At 68.2% G+C, this 19,126-nt stretch carries 16 protein-coding genes and 3 pseudogenes; 11 read left to right on the plus strand and 8 right to left on the minus strand.

Features of this window, described 5'->3' with window-relative positions:
• The first annotated feature begins 70 nt into the window (after nucleotides 1-70).
• The 3 genes and pseudogenes from ACZ6CZ_RS08215 to ACZ6CZ_RS08225 all read left to right on the plus strand — a co-directional run bounded on the left by ACZ6CZ_RS08215 (nucleotide 71) and on the right by ACZ6CZ_RS08225 (nucleotide 3,094).
• Nucleotides 71-349 (plus strand): hypothetical protein, encoded by a 279-nt coding sequence (locus ACZ6CZ_RS08215; protein ID WP_469016445.1) that lies wholly within the window; start codon nucleotides 71-73, stop codon nucleotides 347-349.
• An 82-nt stretch (nucleotides 350-431) separates the two neighbouring features.
• A pseudogene (locus ACZ6CZ_RS08220) lies at nucleotides 432-1,020 on the plus strand (transposase); the annotation flags it as partial.
• Nucleotides 1,021-1,474: 454 nt separating this feature from the next.
• Nucleotides 1,475-3,094 (plus strand): endo-1,4-beta-xylanase, encoded by a 1,620-nt coding sequence (locus ACZ6CZ_RS08225; RefSeq protein WP_469016448.1) that lies wholly within the window; start codon nucleotides 1,475-1,477, stop codon nucleotides 3,092-3,094.
• 357 nt (nucleotides 3,095-3,451) lie between these two features.
• Here the strand turns inward: ACZ6CZ_RS08225 and ACZ6CZ_RS08230 are convergent, their stop codons facing one another.
• The 5 genes from ACZ6CZ_RS08230 to ACZ6CZ_RS08250 all read right to left on the minus strand — a co-directional run bounded on the left by ACZ6CZ_RS08230 (nucleotide 3,452) and on the right by ACZ6CZ_RS08250 (nucleotide 7,738).
• Nucleotides 3,452-3,712 carry a helix-turn-helix domain-containing protein gene (locus ACZ6CZ_RS08230; RefSeq protein ID WP_469016451.1) on the minus strand — a complete coding sequence of 87 codons (261 nt, stop codon included), beginning with the start codon at nucleotides 3,710-3,712 and terminating at the stop codon, nucleotides 3,452-3,454.
• A gap of 20 nt (nucleotides 3,713-3,732) precedes the next feature.
• Nucleotides 3,733-5,886: a CocE/NonD family hydrolase gene (locus ACZ6CZ_RS08235; protein WP_469016454.1), complete on the minus strand. Its 2,154-nt coding sequence runs from the start codon at nucleotides 5,884-5,886 to the stop codon at nucleotides 3,733-3,735.
• Between the two features lie 34 nt (nucleotides 5,887-5,920).
• Nucleotides 5,921-6,220 (minus strand): antibiotic biosynthesis monooxygenase family protein, encoded by a 300-nt coding sequence (locus tag ACZ6CZ_RS08240; protein WP_469016456.1) that lies wholly within the window; start codon nucleotides 6,218-6,220, stop codon nucleotides 5,921-5,923.
• 64 nt (nucleotides 6,221-6,284) lie between these two features.
• A complete protein-coding gene (locus ACZ6CZ_RS08245; protein ID WP_469016458.1) occupies nucleotides 6,285-6,767 on the minus strand; it encodes a nuclear transport factor 2 family protein in 483 nt (160 codons plus the stop codon).
• A 26-nt stretch (nucleotides 6,768-6,793) separates the two neighbouring features.
• Nucleotides 6,794-7,738, minus strand: coding sequence for a D-2-hydroxyacid dehydrogenase family protein (locus ACZ6CZ_RS08250; protein ID WP_469016605.1), 945 nt, complete (start codon nucleotides 7,736-7,738; stop codon nucleotides 6,794-6,796).
• A 607-nt stretch (nucleotides 7,739-8,345) separates the two neighbouring features.
• Between ACZ6CZ_RS08250 and ACZ6CZ_RS08255 the strand changes: the two genes are divergently transcribed.
• Nucleotides 8,346-8,978 (plus strand): TetR/AcrR family transcriptional regulator, encoded by a 633-nt coding sequence (locus ACZ6CZ_RS08255; RefSeq protein WP_469016461.1) that lies wholly within the window; start codon nucleotides 8,346-8,348, stop codon nucleotides 8,976-8,978.
• Nucleotides 8,979-9,506: 528 nt separating this feature from the next.
• Nucleotides 9,507-10,901: a homogentisate 1,2-dioxygenase gene (locus ACZ6CZ_RS08260; protein WP_469016463.1), complete on the plus strand. Its 1,395-nt coding sequence runs from the start codon at nucleotides 9,507-9,509 to the stop codon at nucleotides 10,899-10,901.
• A gap of 332 nt (nucleotides 10,902-11,233) precedes the next feature.
• Here the strand turns inward: ACZ6CZ_RS08260 and ACZ6CZ_RS08265 are convergent, their stop codons facing one another.
• The gene (locus ACZ6CZ_RS08265) at nucleotides 11,234-12,367 is read right to left on the minus strand and encodes an abortive phage infection protein (protein ID WP_469016465.1); all 1,134 of its coding nucleotides are present in this window, start codon (nucleotides 12,365-12,367) and stop codon (nucleotides 11,234-11,236) included.
• Between the two features lie 192 nt (nucleotides 12,368-12,559).
• Here ACZ6CZ_RS08265 and ACZ6CZ_RS08270 point away from each other — a divergent pair, with 192 nt between their 5' ends.
• Both ACZ6CZ_RS08270 and ACZ6CZ_RS08275 read left to right on the plus strand, forming a co-directional pair.
• On the plus strand, nucleotides 12,560-13,768 hold the full coding sequence (locus ACZ6CZ_RS08270) for a sensor histidine kinase (protein WP_469016468.1): 1,209 nt from the start codon (nucleotides 12,560-12,562) through the stop codon (nucleotides 13,766-13,768).
• 4 nt (nucleotides 13,769-13,772) lie between these two features.
• On the plus strand, nucleotides 13,773-14,426 hold the full coding sequence (locus tag ACZ6CZ_RS08275) for a response regulator (RefSeq protein WP_469016470.1): 654 nt from the start codon (nucleotides 13,773-13,775) through the stop codon (nucleotides 14,424-14,426).
• Nucleotides 14,427-14,830: 404 nt separating this feature from the next.
• Here ACZ6CZ_RS08275 and ACZ6CZ_RS08280 read toward each other — a convergent pair.
• Together ACZ6CZ_RS08280 and ACZ6CZ_RS08285 are read right to left on the minus strand one after the other, a co-directional pair.
• Nucleotides 14,831-15,121: pseudogene (locus ACZ6CZ_RS08280) on the minus strand (ABC transporter permease); the annotation flags it as partial.
• A gap of 66 nt (nucleotides 15,122-15,187) precedes the next feature.
• Complete coding sequence (locus ACZ6CZ_RS08285) at nucleotides 15,188-15,481, minus strand: multicopper oxidase domain-containing protein (RefSeq protein ID WP_469016472.1); 294 nt, start codon at nucleotides 15,479-15,481, stop codon at nucleotides 15,188-15,190.
• Nucleotides 15,482-16,354: 873 nt separating this feature from the next.
• On the opposite strand from ACZ6CZ_RS08285, the pseudogene ACZ6CZ_RS08290 reads away from it, so the two are divergent.
• The 4 genes and pseudogenes from ACZ6CZ_RS08290 to ACZ6CZ_RS08305 form a co-directional block, all read left to right on the plus strand.
• Nucleotides 16,355-16,673, plus strand: a pseudogene (locus tag ACZ6CZ_RS08290) (IS630 family transposase); the annotation flags it as partial.
• A gap of 170 nt (nucleotides 16,674-16,843) precedes the next feature.
• Entirely contained in the window at nucleotides 16,844-17,461 is a 618-nt protein-coding gene (locus ACZ6CZ_RS08295; RefSeq protein WP_469016475.1) for a TIGR03086 family metal-binding protein, read from the plus strand.
• A gap of 240 nt (nucleotides 17,462-17,701) precedes the next feature.
• Nucleotides 17,702-18,157: an SUKH-3 domain-containing protein gene (locus tag ACZ6CZ_RS08300; protein ID WP_469016477.1), complete on the plus strand. Its 456-nt coding sequence runs from the start codon at nucleotides 17,702-17,704 to the stop codon at nucleotides 18,155-18,157.
• A gap of 12 nt (nucleotides 18,158-18,169) precedes the next feature.
• Complete coding sequence (locus ACZ6CZ_RS08305; RefSeq protein WP_469016480.1) at nucleotides 18,170-18,721, plus strand: transposase family protein; 552 nt, start codon at nucleotides 18,170-18,172, stop codon at nucleotides 18,719-18,721.
• The last annotated feature ends 405 nt before the right edge of the window (nucleotides 18,722-19,126 follow it).

Genomic DNA, 19,126 nt, shown 5'->3' on the forward strand with positions numbered 1-19,126 from the left:
GGGGTCCGGGCGGCGGCCTGGTTCATCCAGCGGTGCGCGCGAGCCCCCGGAATCGGAGGATGGCGAACCCTTGGAGATGGAGTCGTGGCTGCGTCAATGGCGCGCGATGACGCCGGAGGAGAGGGCGGCCGCCGACAAGGGACCCTGGACGCTCTCGGGATGGTTGTACTACTTCGAGCCGACCGAGGGAGGAATGGGAGGCGATCGCAGCTGGTGGTGGTGGCACGCAGGAACCGACGAGTCGGGCGGCTGGGTGCAGGTGGCCACCACTGGCTGGCCCTTCGGCAGCGGTTCGCTGTCCTGGCTGATTGAGGCCAGTGGCGGCGTGGGTCTCGTCTACGGGCCATGAGCAGAGATAGGGACATCGGGTACACCGGCGAGACCCCGCCCTCCACTCCGCGGATCCAGCCCGAGCGCTGCTTTCTGCACAGCGGCTGCTGAAGCGGCACGGCTGGAGCTGTCAGCAGCCCACTCGACGGGCGATCGAGCGCGATGACGACGCGGTCGAGGTGTGGAAGAAGGAGACCTGGCCCCGGGTAAGAGCACCGCGGCCTAGCGCAACGCCTGGATCGTCTTCGAGGACGAGACCGGGCAGTCGATGACTCCGCCGCGCGCCAGGACCTGGGGCCGGGTCGGCCAGACCCCGGTCGTGAGGGTGAGGGGGCGGGCCTCGGGGCGCGTGTCGATGGCGGGTATGGCTTGCTACAAGCCGGGCGAGCGGTCCCGGCTGATCTACGCGATCCGCGAGTACCGGGGCCGCAAGGACAGCCGAAGAACTTTGGCTGGCGAGACTTCCGCGACTTCTTCGTCCGCGCTCGCATCCAGCTCGGCGGACCGATCGTGCTGGTCCGGGACAGCGTCCGCCTGCACCTGACGGCTGGCATGCGCGAGTTCATCGATGCGAACGCCGAATGGCTCACCGTGTTCCGGCTGCCCACTTATGCCCCGGACCTCAATCCGACCGAGGGCGTCTGGTCGCTGGTCAAGCGGGATATCGGCAGCCTCGCCGGCACCGACCTGGCCCTGGACCTGTGAGCGTCGGGTCGCCGGACCCGAAAAGCTCGCCGCGACGCGTCGTGGATGTGCCGGATCTCGGCGACCAGCTCGTCCTCCTGGCGGGCCTGTTCCTCGGTTGCCGGACGGGTGGCGAGGTAGGCCGTACGCACCGACCGCTTTCCGGCCGTCGTTCCCGGACGCTCCTCGGCCGACGGGTCCTCACTCGCACCTGAGACAATGACGATCAGTCACAGCGGGGGCGGCGCGATCGGTTGGGACCGTTCTTGCCGCGGCCGGGGAGGACGGTGCTCGGCGACGGTGTGGCTGAGGGCGGCGATGCCGTCGGAAGACGGACTGAGGATACGGAGCGCTGCTGTTCATGCGGTTTCGGAAGAGCGCTGTCATCGCGGTTGTGTGTGCCTTGGTCGCTGGTGTCTCGGGGGACCGTGCCGGCACCTCCGCGCACGGGCGGGGACCTGTGGAGGATCTCCTGAACGGCAGGGACTGGGCTCACTTCGCCGGCGCGAAGCCCACGCACGCAGGGGTACGGGTCACCCCCCTCGACCGGCGCGTCACACGTCAGGACGGTACCGGCGGACAGCCGAACCCACCGGTGAACCTGCGCGGTCCTCACATGGTGTTCCGAGGGGATGTCCGGATCGAAGCCGGCCTGCGGCGTGCGAATGACACGGATGCCTACCTGCATCTGTACGGTGAGACGCCGGTCATCTACGACGAATGGCGCTACGAACGGCGCGGCGTGCGCATCGGCGTGGTCGGCGGGAGGCTCCGGATCGACCGCTGGGACGGGGACTCCGACAGACCCGCGATGACCCGGACCTTCGGGAGCGGCCTGGGGCCCGAAGTCCGCCTCGCCGTCGAAGTCCGCGCGAACGGGCTTGTGCTGGAGGCCGATGGCAGGGTCGTGGGGACCGTTCCCGCGCGGGACGTCTTCGGCCACGGCCGCATCTGGTTCGGTGCGGACGCGGGAGGCCGCGGGAAGGGCTGGACCCTCAGAGATCTCCACGCGCAGTCACTGGGCCGGGGCCGGATGTCCGTCGTGGACGCGCCTGGTCTGCGAGTGCCCCGGTCCAGCGATGCGATGCGTGATGTGGCGGCGGCTCTCCCACGCCCGATCCGTTGGGGAACCGCCCTGGCCGCGGGCCCCTTGCTGACTGACAGCGCCTACCGCCGGACGGCGGGTGAGGAGTTCTCCATGCTCACGCCGGAGAACGACTTCAAGCCGCAGTTCGTCCAACCTCGACGCGGCGTCTTCGCGTTCGCGGAAGGCGATGCCTTGGTGGATTTCGCCGAGGCCAACAGGATGAAGGTGCACGGCCACACCCTCGTCTGGTTCGAAGCCCTGCCCGCATGGATGCGTGCCGAGATGACGCACGAGCAACGCAGGCGCGTCATGGTGGAGCACATACGCGCGGTAGCGGGCCACTTCCGGGGGAAGGTGGCGGAATGGGACGTGGTGAACGAGCCCATGTCCGACGAGGACGAGGACTACTCCAACGGCAACCGGGGCGTGCGGCCACAGTTGTGGTTCGAAGCGATGGGTGAGCAGTACATCGACGTAGCCTTCCATGCCGCCCGCGAGGCTGGCCCCCACGCGGTGCTGTACCTCAACGAGTACGGGGTGGAGGAGGACGGTCCACGCTGGGATGCCCTCCACGCGCTGCTGATCCGGCTGAAGGAGCGGGGCGTTCCGATCGGTGGCGTCGGTTTCCAGAACCACGAATACGCCGTCGGTGACCGTACCGACCCCGAGGTCTTCCGACGCAAGGTCCGGGCCTTGGCCCGGCTCGGCCTGAAGGCCCGGGTCTCGGAGGCGGACGTCCTCGTCGACGAGGACGAAGAGGACGTCCAGGCCCGCCAACTAGCGGGGAAACTCGCCGTCTGCGGCGAGGAACCCAACTGCACCTCGTTCTCGACCTGGGGTTTCACCGACAAGTACGGCTCCACGGCTGACCTGCGACACTATCCCCCGAGTCTGGGAAACGCTCTTCCCTGGGACGCGACGTACGAGGCGAAACCTGCCTACTGGGCACTGCGTGACGTCCTGGACGACGCTCGCCGCTCAGATACTGGATAGGTACGGCGGGCACCGCCGACCGGCCTCGAAGGTGGACGAGCTGCGTGAGCGAGGACGGCTCCGGCAACGAGGAGGCGAGCGCATCCGTGCTCGGGGCGCTGGGGCCAAGGTGTGAGTGGTGGCAGCGGGAGTGCGTCAGCGGCCACGGGTAGTCCCAGTCGTCATCGACCGCAGCCAGCTGCTGTGCGCGCTGTGCCGCCCGCTCCGGGTCCTTGCCCGGGTGACGACCGCACCGACTCGTTCCAGGGTCCACAGGTCGGCCTCGAAACCATGCGCCTGGGCACCTTGCTCCAACGCGGCCCGGACCATCTCGACCTGGCTGTCGTCCAGCTTGGGTGGACGTCCGGTGGTTGCCCGTCATCCCAGGCCCGGGGCGCCGTCTTGCTCCCACACCCGCCGCCAACGCCGCACACTCTCGGCACACACCCCCACTGCCCTCGCGATCTTCGCATTCGAGGCGCCGCCCTCGAACAACTCGACTGCCCGAACACGACGCGCCTTTGCCAACTGAGGCCGCGACAAAGGAGGAAGGCAGGAGCCGGCAACCGAAGAGGAAGGTCGATAGGTCACCCCGACAGCCTCCCACCCACACACCCACACACCCACACACCCACACACCCACCGAACTTACGAAAAGATCAGTAGTCGGCCTGGCGGGGAATCACCGGCAGGGTGACTGAGCTGGGCAGCGGCCCGCCCGTGAAAATGCGGTTGACGGCGCCACGGTGGTAGGACTCGTCATAGGCGCGTGCCCATGCGGAGACGGATCCCTCCTTCTCCGCCGGGGAGATCTCGATGCGCAGCCGGCGCCCCGCCGGAATGCGAGCGGTAGCCGGCAGCAGCTCCACTTCCACTTTCACGACATCGCCCGGAGCAAGCGGCTGAGCGTCCTCGCGCCGGTGCGTGTGCCATGGGCGTTCCTCGGTGCTGCGTCCGGGATCGAGCGCCCTGCGCGAGACCTTCAGGCAGCCCCAGGTCAGGGGCGCGAGAGGGTTGGGCTCGTGGGTCCCGTAGGGAACCTCCCGGTCACCGTCCAGGACACGCAGGGAGACGAAGAGATCCGCGTCCGACGACGTGGAGGCCAACCACAGGGTCGCCCGGAAGTGGCCCGCGAGTTCGAGGTCCGTGTCGAAGGGGGCTGTCTCGAACACGGCCATCGGCAGGTTCGGTGCCGACGCGCGGACGTCAGAGGAGTACTCGGCGGCCGAGATCCGCGCGGGCGGCTCGTCGGCGACGCCACCGGGAGCGCCTTCGCCGCTGGCGTCGAGGAAGAGCTTCCGGTACTCCGTGCCGGGGACGGGCCAGTCGGCCGCGTCTCGCCACTGCGCTCCCCCGTCGCCGGTACGGATGACCATGCGCACCGGCGACGGCTCGCGGTCGGGCTCGAGCCCTTTGAGATGCCGGTCGAAGAACGCCTCGATGTCGGCCCGGCTGTCCAGGTACATGTGGTGCGAGTACTCGGCGTCCCAGACCAGCAATTGCTTCTTGGCGGACTTCACTTGCGCGAAAGCCTCGAAGCCGGCCCGTCCATGGATCTGCGCGGTCTGGCTCACCGCAGTGAGCACCGGGATGTCGATGCTGGAGAAGTCGGCCGACTGGAGTCCGACCCCGCGGTAGTAGTCGTCGTCCCACGGGTGGTCGACCAGTCCGCCGACGAAGTCGACGGCGTCGGACCCGGGGTTCTTCGCACCGCCCACCATCTCCGTCCACCACCACTTGCGGTAGTCGTACAGGAGGATGCCGCCCGGATACGCCAGGTCCCGGTAGGCGTCCGAGTCCGAGGCGAGCGGGGCGATGGCCTTGAGGGACGGCGGACGCAAGGATGCCACGTTCCACTGGACGGTCGCGTTGTACGAGCCGCCGTAGAGGCCGACCTTGCCGTCGCTCCACGGCTGCTCGGCGGCCCACTCGATGGCGTCGTAGTAGTCGAAGGACTCCTGCACCGAGAAGGGACTCGCGGTCCCGGGCGTTCGGCCCACGCCGCGGCCGTCCACGCGCACGACGACGTATCCGCGCGGTACCCACTCGCTGGCGTTCGCGCTGACGGCGGTTTCCGAGTGACGGAAATAGGCGAAGATAGCGTTTCGGCTCTGCTCGTGCCAGGCGGCCTCCCGCTCCTCGCTCGCCTGGTGGTCGGCGTCGCTGAGGATCGATCCCACCTGGAACGCCCGGCCGTAGACCGACAGCCGGAGCAGGGTTGGGTAGTTGCCCGCTTCGATGGGCCGGAACACGTCCGCGAGGAGGTAGCTCCCGTCGCGGACGGGGATCCGCACGTCCCGCATCACCTTGATGCCCGCGAGGGCGCGCCGCACGTGATTGCGGGCCTCGGCGGCCCCGCGGAAGCGGAGCCGGTTCTCGCTGAAGACCGCGCGGACGGAGTCCGCCTGCTCGAAGGACTCGATGTCGCGGTCGAAGGAGATGCCGTCCGCGTGTGCGTCGACGACGTCCCGGATGCGCTGGTCGATCACCACTCCGTCGCGGAGGTCGAGTTCACGTCCCAGACTCTGGACGAATCGAGCTCGGTTGACCGTGTCCGGGCGGGTGACATCGGGGCCCCCCGCGGTTCCACCGTCTCCCAGACTGGCCAGCGTCAGATGCGTGGCCGCGGCCGCGCTCCCGATGACGAGGTTGCCGATGGAGAAGGTCACCGTCTCGCCGGGCCGGTAGAGGAAGGCCCCGTGCTCATCGGTGACACCCTCGCGGGTAGGCGTGCGATATCCCAGACCGATGAAGGGGCCGTCCAGGAAGGTTCCGCTGAGCGGTTCGCAAGCGGCGAAGCCGGAGTCGCTCATATCTCCACCCCGTAGTGCGTTTCCAGCATCTTGCTCACAGACCTTCGATGACGGTGCCGGCGTGGAAGGTGTCGGGAGGCGTGGCGAAGAAGGGGCCCACCGCACCGGCGAACTCGGCGAAGTCCTCCGTCTTCGTGTACTCGATGTGGTGATCGACGGAGAGCCACTGGAGGAGGAGCAGGAACGTCCCCTCCCGGTCGACGCCTCGGAGCAGCCTCACGTCGAGACAGCCCTCGGCGTCGCGTAGAAGCGGAACGTGCGACCGCACAGTGGATTCGAAGTCGTCTTCCGCGCCCTCGGCAACCGTGAGCCGGGCAACTTCCCAGACAGCCATATTCTTTCCTGCTTTTCGAGTGACGAGTGACGAGTGAGAATCTCTGGTGCGGTCAGTGGGGCGGCTACTTGGCCGGCGGAACGGCCAGGGGGAGGTTGTGCTTCACGCGATGCGAGGTCAGCATCCAGTGCCCGTCGATCCGGCGCAGTGCGGATGCGTAGTGGCCGACCATGGTGAGCGCCAGCGTTCCCTGCAGCATGGCCGCTCCCAGTGTCCAGCCCTGCTCGGACGTGCTGTCGGCGTTGGACTCGATCGTCAGGAACTGGGCGTCCATACGCGCCTCGTCTCCGTCGATCTCCACGATGTGGTCGGTGGTGAGGTAGTGCGCGCCACGGCCGGGGGGCAGTACACCGCTCCCCATCAGGGTCTGGATCTTGTCGCGGCCGACCACGGTGGCCCGGGTCGTGTAGTCCTCGCGGCCGTACCGGCTCACGATCTCGAACACGCCGTCCGGTGCGAACAACGTCGCGACGGCCTTGGCGTCACGCTCTTCGAGCGCACGCACGTAGCGTGCGAGAACCTCGGTCACCTCGTGCCTGTCAGTCATGAAAGCACCTTCCCGGAATGTGTTGTCTACTTGACGATGCGGATGGGCTCACCGGCGATGAACGCCGCGATGTCCTCGACGGCCTCTTCGTAGAAGACCTTGTAATTGCCGTCGGTCACATATCCGATGTGCGGGGTCACCGTGGCGTTGTCGAGCGTCCTGAATGGGTGCTGCGCCGGAAGCGGCTCGGTCTCGAACACGTCGAGAGCCGCTCCTGCGATCACGCCCTCCCGTAGGGCGTGGACCAGGGCGTCCTCGTCGACGATCGGGCCACGCGACGTGTTGACCAGCACGGAGGTGGGCTTCATGGACGAGAGTTCGGCCGCACCGATCAGGTGGCGCGTGCGCTCGCTGAGGACCAGGTGCACGGACACGACGTCGGAACGCGTGAACAGTTCCTCCTTGCTCACCGCGGTCACGCCGTGCGCCGCGGCCTTCTCGGCCGTGAGGTTCCGGCTCCAGGCGATAGTCTCCATACCGAACGCCTGGGCCACCTTGGCCACACGGGCACCGAGCCGGCCGAGGCCCAGCAGGCCCAGCGTCTTGCCTTCCAGCCGCGTGCCGACGGTCACCTGCCATCCGCCCTCGCGCACCTGCCGGGTCTCGGTCGGCAGATTCCTCACTGCGGCGAGGATCAGCCCCCATGTCAGTTCCGAGGTGGCGGCGACGTCGGGGTATCCGGTACCGCAGACGACGACGCCCTGGGCGTTCGCGGCGGGGACATCGATGGCGGCGTTCGCCGGCGCCGTAGTGACGAGCAGCTTGAGCCGTTCGAGGCGGCTCAGGACGTCGGCGGGGAAGCGGGTGCGCTCCCGCATCGCCACCACCACATCGAAATCGGTCAGTGCTGAGACCACTGCGTCGGCATCGGGAAACGCGTGGTGGAAGAACTCCACGTGCGAGTCAAGGGAATCCCAGTCGGCGTAATTCCTGGCTACACGCTGATAGTCGTCCAGCACAGCGATGCGCAGATTACTCAATGTGGCTCCTCCGGTGATGCGTGGCAGGGCCAGAGGTCCTCCACCATCGTTGATCCGGGGCTGCGGCCGAGCGAGGCCGACGTCGACCCGCACCGCTGTGCCCGGACTTACCGATAGGTGTCTATCAGTTAGTTTGACCCATAGGCAAGTGATAGGCGGCTATCGCTTGCTGGCTGTTGGGTGGCCGGGATCGCCGGCAGAGCGGGTCCCGTACCGGCGCGGCGCGCGAGGCCGCCTCGCGACCGGTCGTCCGGGCAGGCGCCCCGTGGTCGTCATCCGAGGCTGCACGACACCTCCGGCGCGGTGCATGGCGGCGACCCGGCATGCGCACGGCCCGTCGGTGTGCTCCGAGCGGTCGCCTCCCGCGCGACAACGGCCCAGTCCGTACGGCCCAGGCGCATACGGAAGGGAGATGAAGGGATGCACCGCGGAAATGCCGGGAGGGGGCCGGTGCCAGTATCCTGAGCGACTTTCGTCACCGGGACGTCCCGCCGCGCCCGAAGGGAGTGGCCCAGGGGCGCCGCTTGTCTCCTACGGCGGTACGCATGTCCAGATGCCGGCGGCGCCGGATCATGCGGCCTCTGATAACCTCTCGCACATGCCCGGGGAAATGGAGAAGTCGAAAAGTACTGGCACAGGTCGACCCAAAGCGCGTGGAGATGCCGCTCGGAATACCCGCCGCATTCTGGACGCCGCTCGTGAGGCGCTCCGGCAGAACCCACAGGCATCCGCAGTAGAGATCGCCAGAGTGGCCGGGATCGGGGTGGCAACTGTCTATCGTCGCTTTCCCACGCGAGAAGACCTGCTGCGCGGCGTCGTCTGGGACCTCTTCGCCACAGACTTGGCTCCAGCCCTGGTGAAGGCGGTGAACGAGCCGGACCCGAGAGAAGGGGTTCGCGTCGCCTTCGACGCCGCTCTGAGGGCCGCGGCCCGCGCCGGAGTGACTCACCCGGCCGGGATGACACTGGACATTATCCAGTCGTCTTTTGTGGAGCCGGTCAACCGGATCATGAGAGAAGGGCAGCGACAGGGCCTTTTTCGACCTGATCTGGACCCCGAGAAGGACACGCTGCGGATTATTCTCATGCTCTTGAGCGTGGTGCCCACGCTGGATTCGGAAAGCGAGGGCTGGCAGCGTTATCTGAGGCTTGTCATGGAATCGCTGCAACTTACATCCGCAGGCCCTCTTCCGCCGGCAGAAGCCGTTGTGGATCCCTTTCGCCACAGGTGATTGACGCCCTTGAACGGCGGCAGCCGCCCGGTGCTTACGCACCGGGCGGCTTTTTCCTGCCGTGGCACGTGACCGCCTGACGTAACCGACATGAGCTCAGGCGTCGGCGGGGTCGTGCAGGCTGGTACTCGTAATCAGCCCATATGGCCGATTTCAGCCATGCGGGCATTCACTCGCACGGTGAAGCGCCGAGAGCCCGCCTTGCGCGCGGTCGACAGACCGTCGGCGGATGAGGGGAGAGTGCGCGGGCGGTGGGGTCGGACTCAGCTCAATGCTGACAAATCATAACAAGCAGTCATCAGTTGACTCTCCATGGTGCTCCACGCATGGACGGACAGGGCGCCCGAGGTCGCCGCGGTATAGCAATGCATGCCTGATAGCCGTCTATCACTTGTATAGTGCGACACAGACTGATAGAGAATTATCAGTTGTTCGTCACCCTGCTCTCCGAGGTCGGAGAGCGGCGCCGCATGCTCCATCGGAGAGTCGGCTGTGGCGAGCAGTCTTTCAACGGAGAAGGGCCTGACCATGACGACCAACATCGAGCAGGACGCGGCTGAGGCAGCCGTACGCGAGCGTGCCCGCAAGCGAGCCGCTTCACTGACGTACTCCACCGGCTTCGGCAACGAGCACAGCAGTGAGGCCCTGGCCGGGGCGCTGCCGCTCCGGATCAACAGCCCTCAGCGCCCACCCCACGGTCTTTACACGGAGTTGCTGTCCGAGACGGCGTTCACCGAGACCCGTCCGAACACCCGCCGTACCTGGCAGTACCGCATCCGTCCGTCCGTCGTGCGTCCGCGCCTCAAGCGCATGGACAACGGGACGCTGCTGACCCCGCCCTTCACGAACACACCCGTGGTGGATCCGCACTCGCTGTACTGGGCGCCGCGGCCTGCTCCCGCCCGCGGAACCGACTTCGTCGCGGGTCTGTGGACGCTCGCTGGCAACGGCGACCCCCTGCAGCGCAACGGCGTGGCGGTCCACCTCTACACAGCCGACGTGTCGATGACGGACCGGGTGTTCAGCACGGCCGACGGCCAGCTGTTGATCGTGCCCGAGCGCGGCGGTCTGCTCATCCACACCGAACTCGGCCTGCTGGCCGTGGAACCCGGCCACGTTGCCTTGATCCCTCGGTCCATGAAGTTCAGGGTCGAGATCATCGGCGCGCCCGGCGACGAGGACGGCACCGGGTTCGTGCGCGGCTACGTGTTCGAGAACTTCGGTACGCCGTTCTCCCTCCCGGAGCTGGGCTTCGTCGGCCAGAGCGGTATGGCCAACCCGCGTGACTTCCGGGCGCCGACCGCGGCCTACGACGACTCGGAGGGGCCGTTCGAGGTAATCCACAAGGTGGCCGGAAACCTCTGGACGTCGACATACGACCACTCGCCGCTGGACGTGGTGGCCTGGCACGGCAACAGCGTCCCTTACGTCTACAACCTTCGCGACTTCCAGGTGATGGCATCGGTCAACTTCGACCACCGCGACCCCTCGCTGCTGACGGCGCTGACGTCGACGACCGCGACACCGGGTGTGAACGCCATCGACTTCTGTGCCGTTCCGCCGGAGTGGGTCGTGACGGACGCCTTCCGCCCGCCGTACTACCACCGCAACGTGAATGCCGAGCTCGTCGGCGTCATCGAGCAGGCGAAGCATGTCACCGCCGGCCTCGGTGCAGCCGCGGACGGCTACGTGGACGGCATGGTGGCGATAGTCAACTCGATGAACCCGCACGGCCCTGGCACGGATGCCTGGGAGGCTGGCACCAATGGTGACCAGACGCCGTTCGAGACGGACGGCCTGCTGTTCATCGTCGAGACCCAGTGGCCGCTGATCGTCACCGACCAGGCCGCCCAGACGATCGGGGAGACGTCCGACGAGACGCTGAGCGGCAACTCCACCCTGCAGAGCCAATTCCGTTACTGAGAACACCGCTTGTGCCGCCGGCTCCTGATGCGATCCCTTGCTCGCGGATCCGGCGGCGCCGAAACCGTGCCTCGCGCGGCTTCGTCCGGCGGGTCCGAAAGGAGCGCGGCGAACCTGCGGTTGGGTGTTGCGGTGGCCGAGCGGTGTCATCGGCGAGGGTCCTCCGCGTGGGCGCCGAGAACGTCGTATGTTCGGCGCGAGGGGGCGTCCGTGGCCAGTGCACTGCGACGGCTGGCTGTAGCACGCGCATCCGAGGGACCTGCGCACCGCGGCGAAGGGCATCAAGGCACACCTACCGACCTGGTGGTCGGAGGCCGCCGCACTCGGAGGCCTCAGGTGCGGCGGCGGTTGGCGTATTCACGGGCGAGGGCGTGGAAGGACGCCTTGGGCTCCCAGTGCCAGTCGGAGTCCGGATCGTCCGGACGGTCCCGGATCGCCTTCACCAGGCTGTAGCTCGCCATGTCCAGATCGAGCCGCTGCTCGCGGCGGTGCGGGGCATCCGGGGTGACGAGGGTGTAGGCCATGGCCGCGTACAGGTTCATCGACTCGAAGACCCGGAACACGTCGGTCAGGTAGGCGGCCTGAGTACGCTCGCTGCGTACCAGGCCCTTCCTCACCCGCGGTGGCGTCTTCTCGTAGTCGACGACGTCCCAGGCCATGCCTCCCAGGCGTGGCGCACCCTCGAAGGTGCAGGCGCCGAACTCCGTGATCGCGAGCGGTTTGCCGTGCCGCTGGTACTCGTGCAGTTCGCGGACGTGGCCGGCATGGTCGGGGAAGTAGCCGTAGTAGTCGATGCACACCAGGTCGAAAAGGCTCCAGTCCACGTCCTCGTCCTGTGCGGCGCCGTAGGACAGGGGTCCGCGGAACACGGAGCGGCCGACGGCGGCGGCCCGTGCTGTGAAGCGGCGTAGCCGTCGGGCGGTCGCCATCGGGTCGTAGGTGCCGCGGAGCAGGTTCTCGATCCGTTCGGCCGCGGTGGCGCCGGGCACGATGCCGGGTACGTACAGCATGAACTCACAGCCCACGTTCAGGTGCACCGACAGCCCCTGCTTACGCAGTCGTTCGGCGAACCGGCCCGTCTCCGCCAGGTGTTCGAGGATGTCCCGGGCAGGCACGTCACCCAGGGTCGGCTCCAGCCACACGCGCAGACCGTTCTCGGCGGCCTCGGCCGCGGTGCGGGTGAGGCGCTCGATCCCGTCACCGGTGATCTTCACTGTGTCGGCGTGCAACTGGCGGCGAACGACCCGCAGATCGGCCCGGACTCGTGTCGCGTTCCACGCTGTCGCCGGCGTCTCCCCCTCACCCACCTCGTACACGACTCCGCGATGCCGCACTCCGCCACCCGGCGCCGTGTCCTCCGTCAGCGGCCGCACGGCCGCGGTGTGCCGTGCGGGCAGAGCCGCGCCTGCCGCGGCAACCCCCGCGACCTGCAGAAACCGCGCCCGACTGAGCTGCGTTTCACCCATCTCGTCCTCCCGTATCCCCGTATCCCCGCGTCGCCGCGTCCCGGTGTCCCGGTGAGATCAGCCTGCGGCGCTGCCGGGGACGCCGCCATTCGTCGATGGTCCACGCGGAGGGAGGGTCCCGGGCCGAACGGCCAAGCGAGTTGAGCCGGTTGGCCGATGGTGCGCCTGCCGCCCCCCGCATACCCTCCTGCCATGACGAACGGCCTCGGCCCCGCCCCACCGGCTCGGCGCACCTCGCGTGACTGGGCCGTGGACGTGACGCTCTTCTGCGCGTCCGTGTTCCTCGGCATGGTCGTTCTCGGCGCGGTGAAGGCGGAGGGCGGCCTGCCGGGGTGGGTCCTGGAGCTGGACCCCCTGCTCGGGCTCGTAGCCTGCCTCGCGCTGTGGTGGCGGCGCTCCTCACCCCGTGCCGTGGCCCTGATCGGCCTGCCCGCTGTGGCATTGGCGAGCAGCGCCCTGCCCGCGGGCGCGGTGATCGTCGCCAACCTGGCGCTCCGGGCACGCTGGCGGCAGGCGTTGCTGACACTGGTTGCGTACGTGGCGTTCACGGTGCCGTCCGGTCCGCTGTTGTCCCGGGGGAACGACAACGTGTGGTTCGACACCGCCTTCTCACTGGCCTATGTCCTGACCGCGTTCGCTTGCGGCAACGCACTGCGCTCCAGGCGGTTGCTCGTGGAGCGGCTGCGCGCGGACGCCGAGCGGGCCCGGACCGAGCACGGCCGGCGGCTCGCCGACGCCCGCCGCGGTGAACGCCGGGCGATCGCCCGTGAGATGCACGACGTACTGGCGCACCGCATCTCCCTGCTCTCGGTGCACGCCGGCGCGCTCGCCTACCGCACCCGGCAGGCACAAGCGGGCGTTGGCCCCGCACTCGGCGGCGTCGAGGTCGCCGAGAGCGCCGAAGTGATCAGAGGGAACGCGCACGAGGCCGTGGCGGAGCTGCAGGAGGTGCTCCGCCTGCTGCACGCGGAGGAGGACGGCGAACAGGTGTCGTTGCTCCCCCGGATCGAGGATCTGGCCGTCCTCGTGGCGGAGGCCTCCGCCGCCGGACAGCCAGTGCGCCTCCTCACCGAGCTGACCGCCGAGGAGGTCGGCGGACTGCGCCCTCAACTGCACCGCACGGTCTACCGTGTGGCTCAGGAGGGTCTGACGAACGCTCGTAAGCACGCCCCCGGCGTCCCCGTCACCGTGCGTCTCACCGGAGCCCCGGGCGACGGCCTGACGCTGGAGATCCGCAACACACTGCCCGCTTCGCCGGACCACGACGGAGCGATCCCGGGCACCGGCGTCGGCCTGGCCGGGCTCGCCGAGCGCGTGCGACTGGATGGAGGCACCCTTGAACACACCGCCACCGGCGGCACCTTCACACTGCGGACCCGGCTACCGTGGCCCCCGGGGTGATGCCGTGATCCGTGTGCTGCTGGCCGACGACGATCCCTTGGTGCGCACCGGGTTGAGGCTGATGCTGCGCGGAGCGGAGGGCATCGAGGTCGTCGGGGAGGCCGCGGACGGTGCCCAGGTGATCGCCGCCGTCCGCGAGCACCGACCGGACGTGGTCCTCATGGACATCCGGATGCCGGTGATGGACGGCCTCGACGCCACCCGCGCGCTCGGGGACAGCGATCCCCGGGCCCCGCGGGTGATCGTGCTGACCACCTTCGACGAGCACGCTCTGGTACTGGAGGCGGTACGCGCGGGCGCCGCCGGGTTCCTCGTCAAGCATGCCGTGCCGGAGGAGATCGTCGAGGCCGTACGACGGGCCGCGCGCGGCGAGCCCGCACTGTCCCCGTCCGCCGCGCGCGTCCTCGTGGAGCACGCGGCGAGCGGCCCGGGCCGGCGGGCTCGTCACGCCGCTCAGCAGATGGCGCTGCTCACCGAGCGAGAGCGCGAGGTCGCCGCGTGTGTGGCCGAAGGCCTGTCCAACACCGAGATCGCCACCCGCCTCCACCTGTCCGTCGGCACGGTCAAGGCCCACCTCTCCCATGCCCTGGCCAGGCTCGAGCTGGACAACCGCGTGCAGCTTGCCCTCCTCGCCCATGACGCCCACTCGCACCCCTGAGGCCTTCGACGCAGTGCGAGGGCGGGTGGGCCCGCTCGGGTGGGCCCACTGCCACGTGAGGGACGCAGCACGCTCCTGCGCACGGGAGGGCCAGGAGCCCGTACTGTGCCGGTTCGCGCATGCCGCCCTGGCGGCCGTCAGCGTGGCGGGGTCCAGCGGGGGACATCGGCGGGGGTGAGGTCGGGTCTGGCGCGGTGGAAGCGTGCGGCCGGGTCAGGACGCGCCCTATGCCGTTGGGCCTGTCCAGGCTGCCTCTCGAGAGGTCCTTTTCGATGCGGGACAGCGGGGCGCCGACGCAGTAGCGGATGCCGACGCTGAAGGACACGCGCCGCTTCGTGACGGAGAGTTGAAAGGGCCGGCCGACGAGGTGGGGTGAGCCGCCGTGGCGGAGCGGAGGTGGTGGCTCAGCTGGTGAGGTCCCGCCCCCGCAAGGCCGCGAGCCCGCCGGTGACCAGCACGGCAGCGAGCGCGGTCAGTGCCCCCGCCGGCATCCACCGCATGACCTGACCAGGCAGCTTCGGCAGGTGCCCGAAGGGAGAGAGGTTCAGCACCGTCTGCGGCACATCCAGGGCCGGGCCCAGCCAGCCGATCAGCAAGACCGCGCCCGCCACACCCCACGCGGCGACCGCGCCCCGGGGCAGCACGCCGTACAGCAGCACCGCCACCCCGCCGACCACCCACACCGCCGGGATCTGCGCGCCTGTCGCTACGTCTGGAGTGCGGCCTCACTCGACCGGGACCTGGTCCGCAATGAGCTGGTATCAGACTATTTCGAGGTTGGCCATCATCCCCATGTCCTCGTGTTCCGCGTTGTGGCAGTGGAAGAGGTAGCGGCCGCGGTAACCGTCGAAGCGGGCCACGATCTCCGCGGACTCGCCCGGCCGCAGCGAGAGGGTGTCCTTCAGTCCTGCATCGCGCGGCAGGGGCGCGCGCCCGCCGCGGGCCAGCACCCGGAACCCGACCAGGTGGAGGTGGGTGGGGTGGTGGACGTCGGCGACGAACCGCCATACCTCTATGGCCCCGAGGCGGGTGCGGATGTCGGTGCGCGAGATCACGATCTTCGGCTGGAATATTGAGCAGTGGCTCGGTCGTGATCACGCGGCCAGGCGGCTGCGGTCTTCGAGGGCTTCGGCTATTCGAGCGAGTTGACCGCTGAGGGCTCAGGTGCAAGCGTCCGCGAGCCGGATGAAGCGGACATCGTGGAGTATCCCGACGTAGGCCATCACCTCACGTACGTCATGGAGGCAGGGGTCGATGTCGTCACGGGAGAGGTTCACCGGCACACGTCCGGCTGCTCATCGCTGGTAACCGATGGCATGTGGATATGGCGCGCGGACTTTGAACTCGTAACACGATCTTGCCGGCGTGCAGCGGCTGGTCGGGGGTGCTGTTGAGCAGGGTGCCGCTGCCAAGGTTCACAGGCTTCGCCGGAGTCATGCAGGGATGAAGCTCGGCCACCAAGGTGGGACGTTGCCCGGGCACAACGGTGCGGGGTAGGAGTCCGGCATGCCGAGCCATGTGACAAGGAACCAGGTGAACCACAGGGTGAAGATGAGCCCTGCAGTCAGGGCTGTCCTGCGATGACGTCTTCCGACGGTGCTGTACAGGATCACCCACGAAACCGCAGCGGCGATCCATATGAGAGGGACGAGAAACAGCAAGGCCATGCCATTGGTCACGCCGTTGCCGATGTCACATACAGCCCAAGCATTCCCAATGGCAGCAGTGGACACCACCGCGGTCAGTCCACCGAAGAGGACCCCGAAGCCAGTTCCTCTGAACCAGCGGCTCGGAGGACCCGACGGCGCTGCTCCCACGATCATCTCCCCTCCTCGCCGTAGATGCGGAGAGTACCAACGTCCTGAAGCAGCCTGCCGGTGTCCTGGCCTGCTCTGACACCGGTCAGTCTCAGCTGTCATGCGGGATGCGACAACCTCTCCGCCCTCACTGGCGCGGATATCCGCCGCTGGGCGAAGAAGAACAAGGTCGAGTTCTGCTTCACCCCGACCTACGCCTCCTGGGCCAGCCCGGTCGAGGCACACTTCGGCCCACTGCGGCAGTTCACCCTGGCCAACTCCCACCACCACAGCCACCCCGCACAGACCTGGGCCCTGCACCGCTACCTGCGCTGGCGCAACGCCAACGCCCGTCACTCCGACGTCGCTGGCCGCCCAGCGCAAGGAACGCGCCCGCATTCGCAGTGAGAAGGGCATCCGCCGGGGAGGCCGATCCACTCTCGCTGCGTGATCGAGCAACCCAGCGAGCCTTCCTTGCCAGAGCAGGCGAAGCACCGCTACGGCCCCGTCTCCAGGTGGCGATGCGCTGGTAGGCGCCGGGGTGGCGGGGGTACCGAGAACTCCACCTCGACGTCGGATACCCGCCGGACCCGGCTGCCCGCGGCGAGCATGCTGGGTCACATGGTCAACGCGTTTGACGGGCTCATCGACCGGTTCCTCGGGGCCAGCGCCGAGTTCGAACGGAAACTGCGAGCAGTGCGATCCGAGCAGTGGTCCTGGCCAACTCCCTGCACCGAGTGGAACATGCGGCAGTTGGTCAACCACATGACTCGCGGCAACTTCAATTACGTGAGTCTGCTGCATGGCGGCGGCGCCGCCGATTTCCTGCGGCTGCGGGACGCTGACGCGCTGGGCACGGACCCGGTTGGCGCGTACGCCCTGTCCGTACGAGAGTGTGCCCAAGCGTTCGGGGAGACCGGTGCTCTTCAGAGGGTTCTGGACTATCCCTTGGGCCCGGTGTCCGGCCGGCAGGCACTTGCCGTGAGAGTCACGGACAGCGCTGTCCACACGTGGGATCTCGCACGGGCCGTCAACGTGGACGACACCCTCGACGGCAGCCTCGTGGCGTGGATCGAAGAGCATCTTGACGAGATCTACGCCGGCATGCCGGAAACGCCCACCGCTGTCGAAACAACCCATCGGTTCTTCGCCGCTCCTGAACGCGTGCCCGCTCACAACCTCTCCCCACAAATGCGACTGCTGCACCGCATGGGGAGGACGCCGGCACGAGGTCACTGAGCCCATGTGGTTACAAGCCTCCTCAGGGGCGGCCGACGATCCTCACCGTGTGATCAAGAACCCCGGTAAACCTTCCCGGCCACAGCACTAAGGGTTGTCCCGTACACGATCTTCGTGTCCTTCGTTGCCCATGGCCCTGTCCGTTGGTCGGGAGGTGCGGCAGACTGGGGCAACAGACAAGGTCGAGTGGGAGCGCGCATAGAACACATCAGTGAGTCGGTGACGGCTTGCAGTCCGTCGGTGCTGGACGCGCTTGGCGCTGCTGGGTGGACAGCGGGTCGCAAGATCTCCGTTACGGACTGGACGCGGCAACTGACGGGTGCTGGGTTCGAACTCAACGACGTGGCGATAGCGGTCTGGGCCGAGTTCGGCGAACTGATGATCAGGAGTTCCTCGAGCCGTGTCCCCGGTTCGTCACTGCACATGGACCCCGTTGACGCTTGTATCGACGACGCTGAGGAAGCGTCCAAGCTGAGGCTTCACTACGGAGAGAACTACAGCCCTCTGGGCATGTGGTCGAGCCAGTTCCTTGCGTATATCTCAGCCAGCGGTCTCGTCGTCGCCGTGGGGCCGAACTGCCTCTGGCCTCTGGGCTCTACCTTTGTGGAGGCGTTGGCCTACGTGGTGGACGGTGATGGGGGCGGCAGTCGTGCGGAGCAGGCGGACTGGCTCGCCAACTGCCTGCCCGGCAGGTGAGACGATCTTGCCGTGGCTGATGTGGTTACGGCGTCAGAGCCCTCGCGGATAGTCCCGTTCACCGGGCTGAGCCCACGGCAGTTCGCGAAGTTGCTGACCACGTTGCGAAGAGCAGGCGCAGACCCGGTCCGCAAGGGCAGGCCCTGGAGCCTGCCGCTGGAGGACCGGGTGCTGCTGGTCACCGCATATTGGCGCACGAACCTGACGCTGCGGCAGCTGGCGCTGCTGTTCGGCGTTCCGAAGTCCGCGGCCGACCGCATCATCGACCACCTGGGGCCGACGCTCGCGGTGCAGCCCCGTCAGCGGTTCCGTCAGGACACCGACGGCGGCTACCGGGGCACCGGCCTGGTCGTCCCGCACCGCCGCGAAGGAGGCCAGACCGAGCTCCCGCCCTGGAAGGAGGAGCACAACGCGTCCCACCGCAGGATCCGCGCCCGCGTCGAGCACGCCTTCGCCAGGATGAAGACCTGGAAGATCCTCTGCGACTGCCGTCTCAAGGGCGACGGCGTTCACCACGCGATGCTCGGCATCGCCCGCCTGCACAACCTCGCCCTCACTGGGTGACGAAGGGGCAGGCTGGTCAACGAACACGTCGTAGATCATTTATGGGACAGCGCTTAGGGCGTGCCCCTGAACGCTGCTGCGCGGCGCCCTGGAGAACTTCGCCACCGCCCTGTGGCTCCTCGACGGCCCGGCCCGGGCCGAACGCCGACGCCGCACGCTGTCACTGTGGGACGAGGACATGCGCAACCGCCAGCAGCACGAGACGGACACTGGCCACGAGCCATCCGGTGCCGACCTTACCGGCGCGCAGCGCCGCGGAGAGGTACGAGGCATCGCCGACCGTCTCGGCCTGCCCCCGCTCACCCGGCCCAGAACCCACCAGAGCGTGCTTGCTGCCGCGCCCACCGCCGGCCTGACCGGGGTCAAGGTGGGCGCCGCAGCAGGTCGAACGCCATGAAATGAGGC

The organism is Streptomyces sp. NPDC041135 (genome assembly GCF_055592085.1).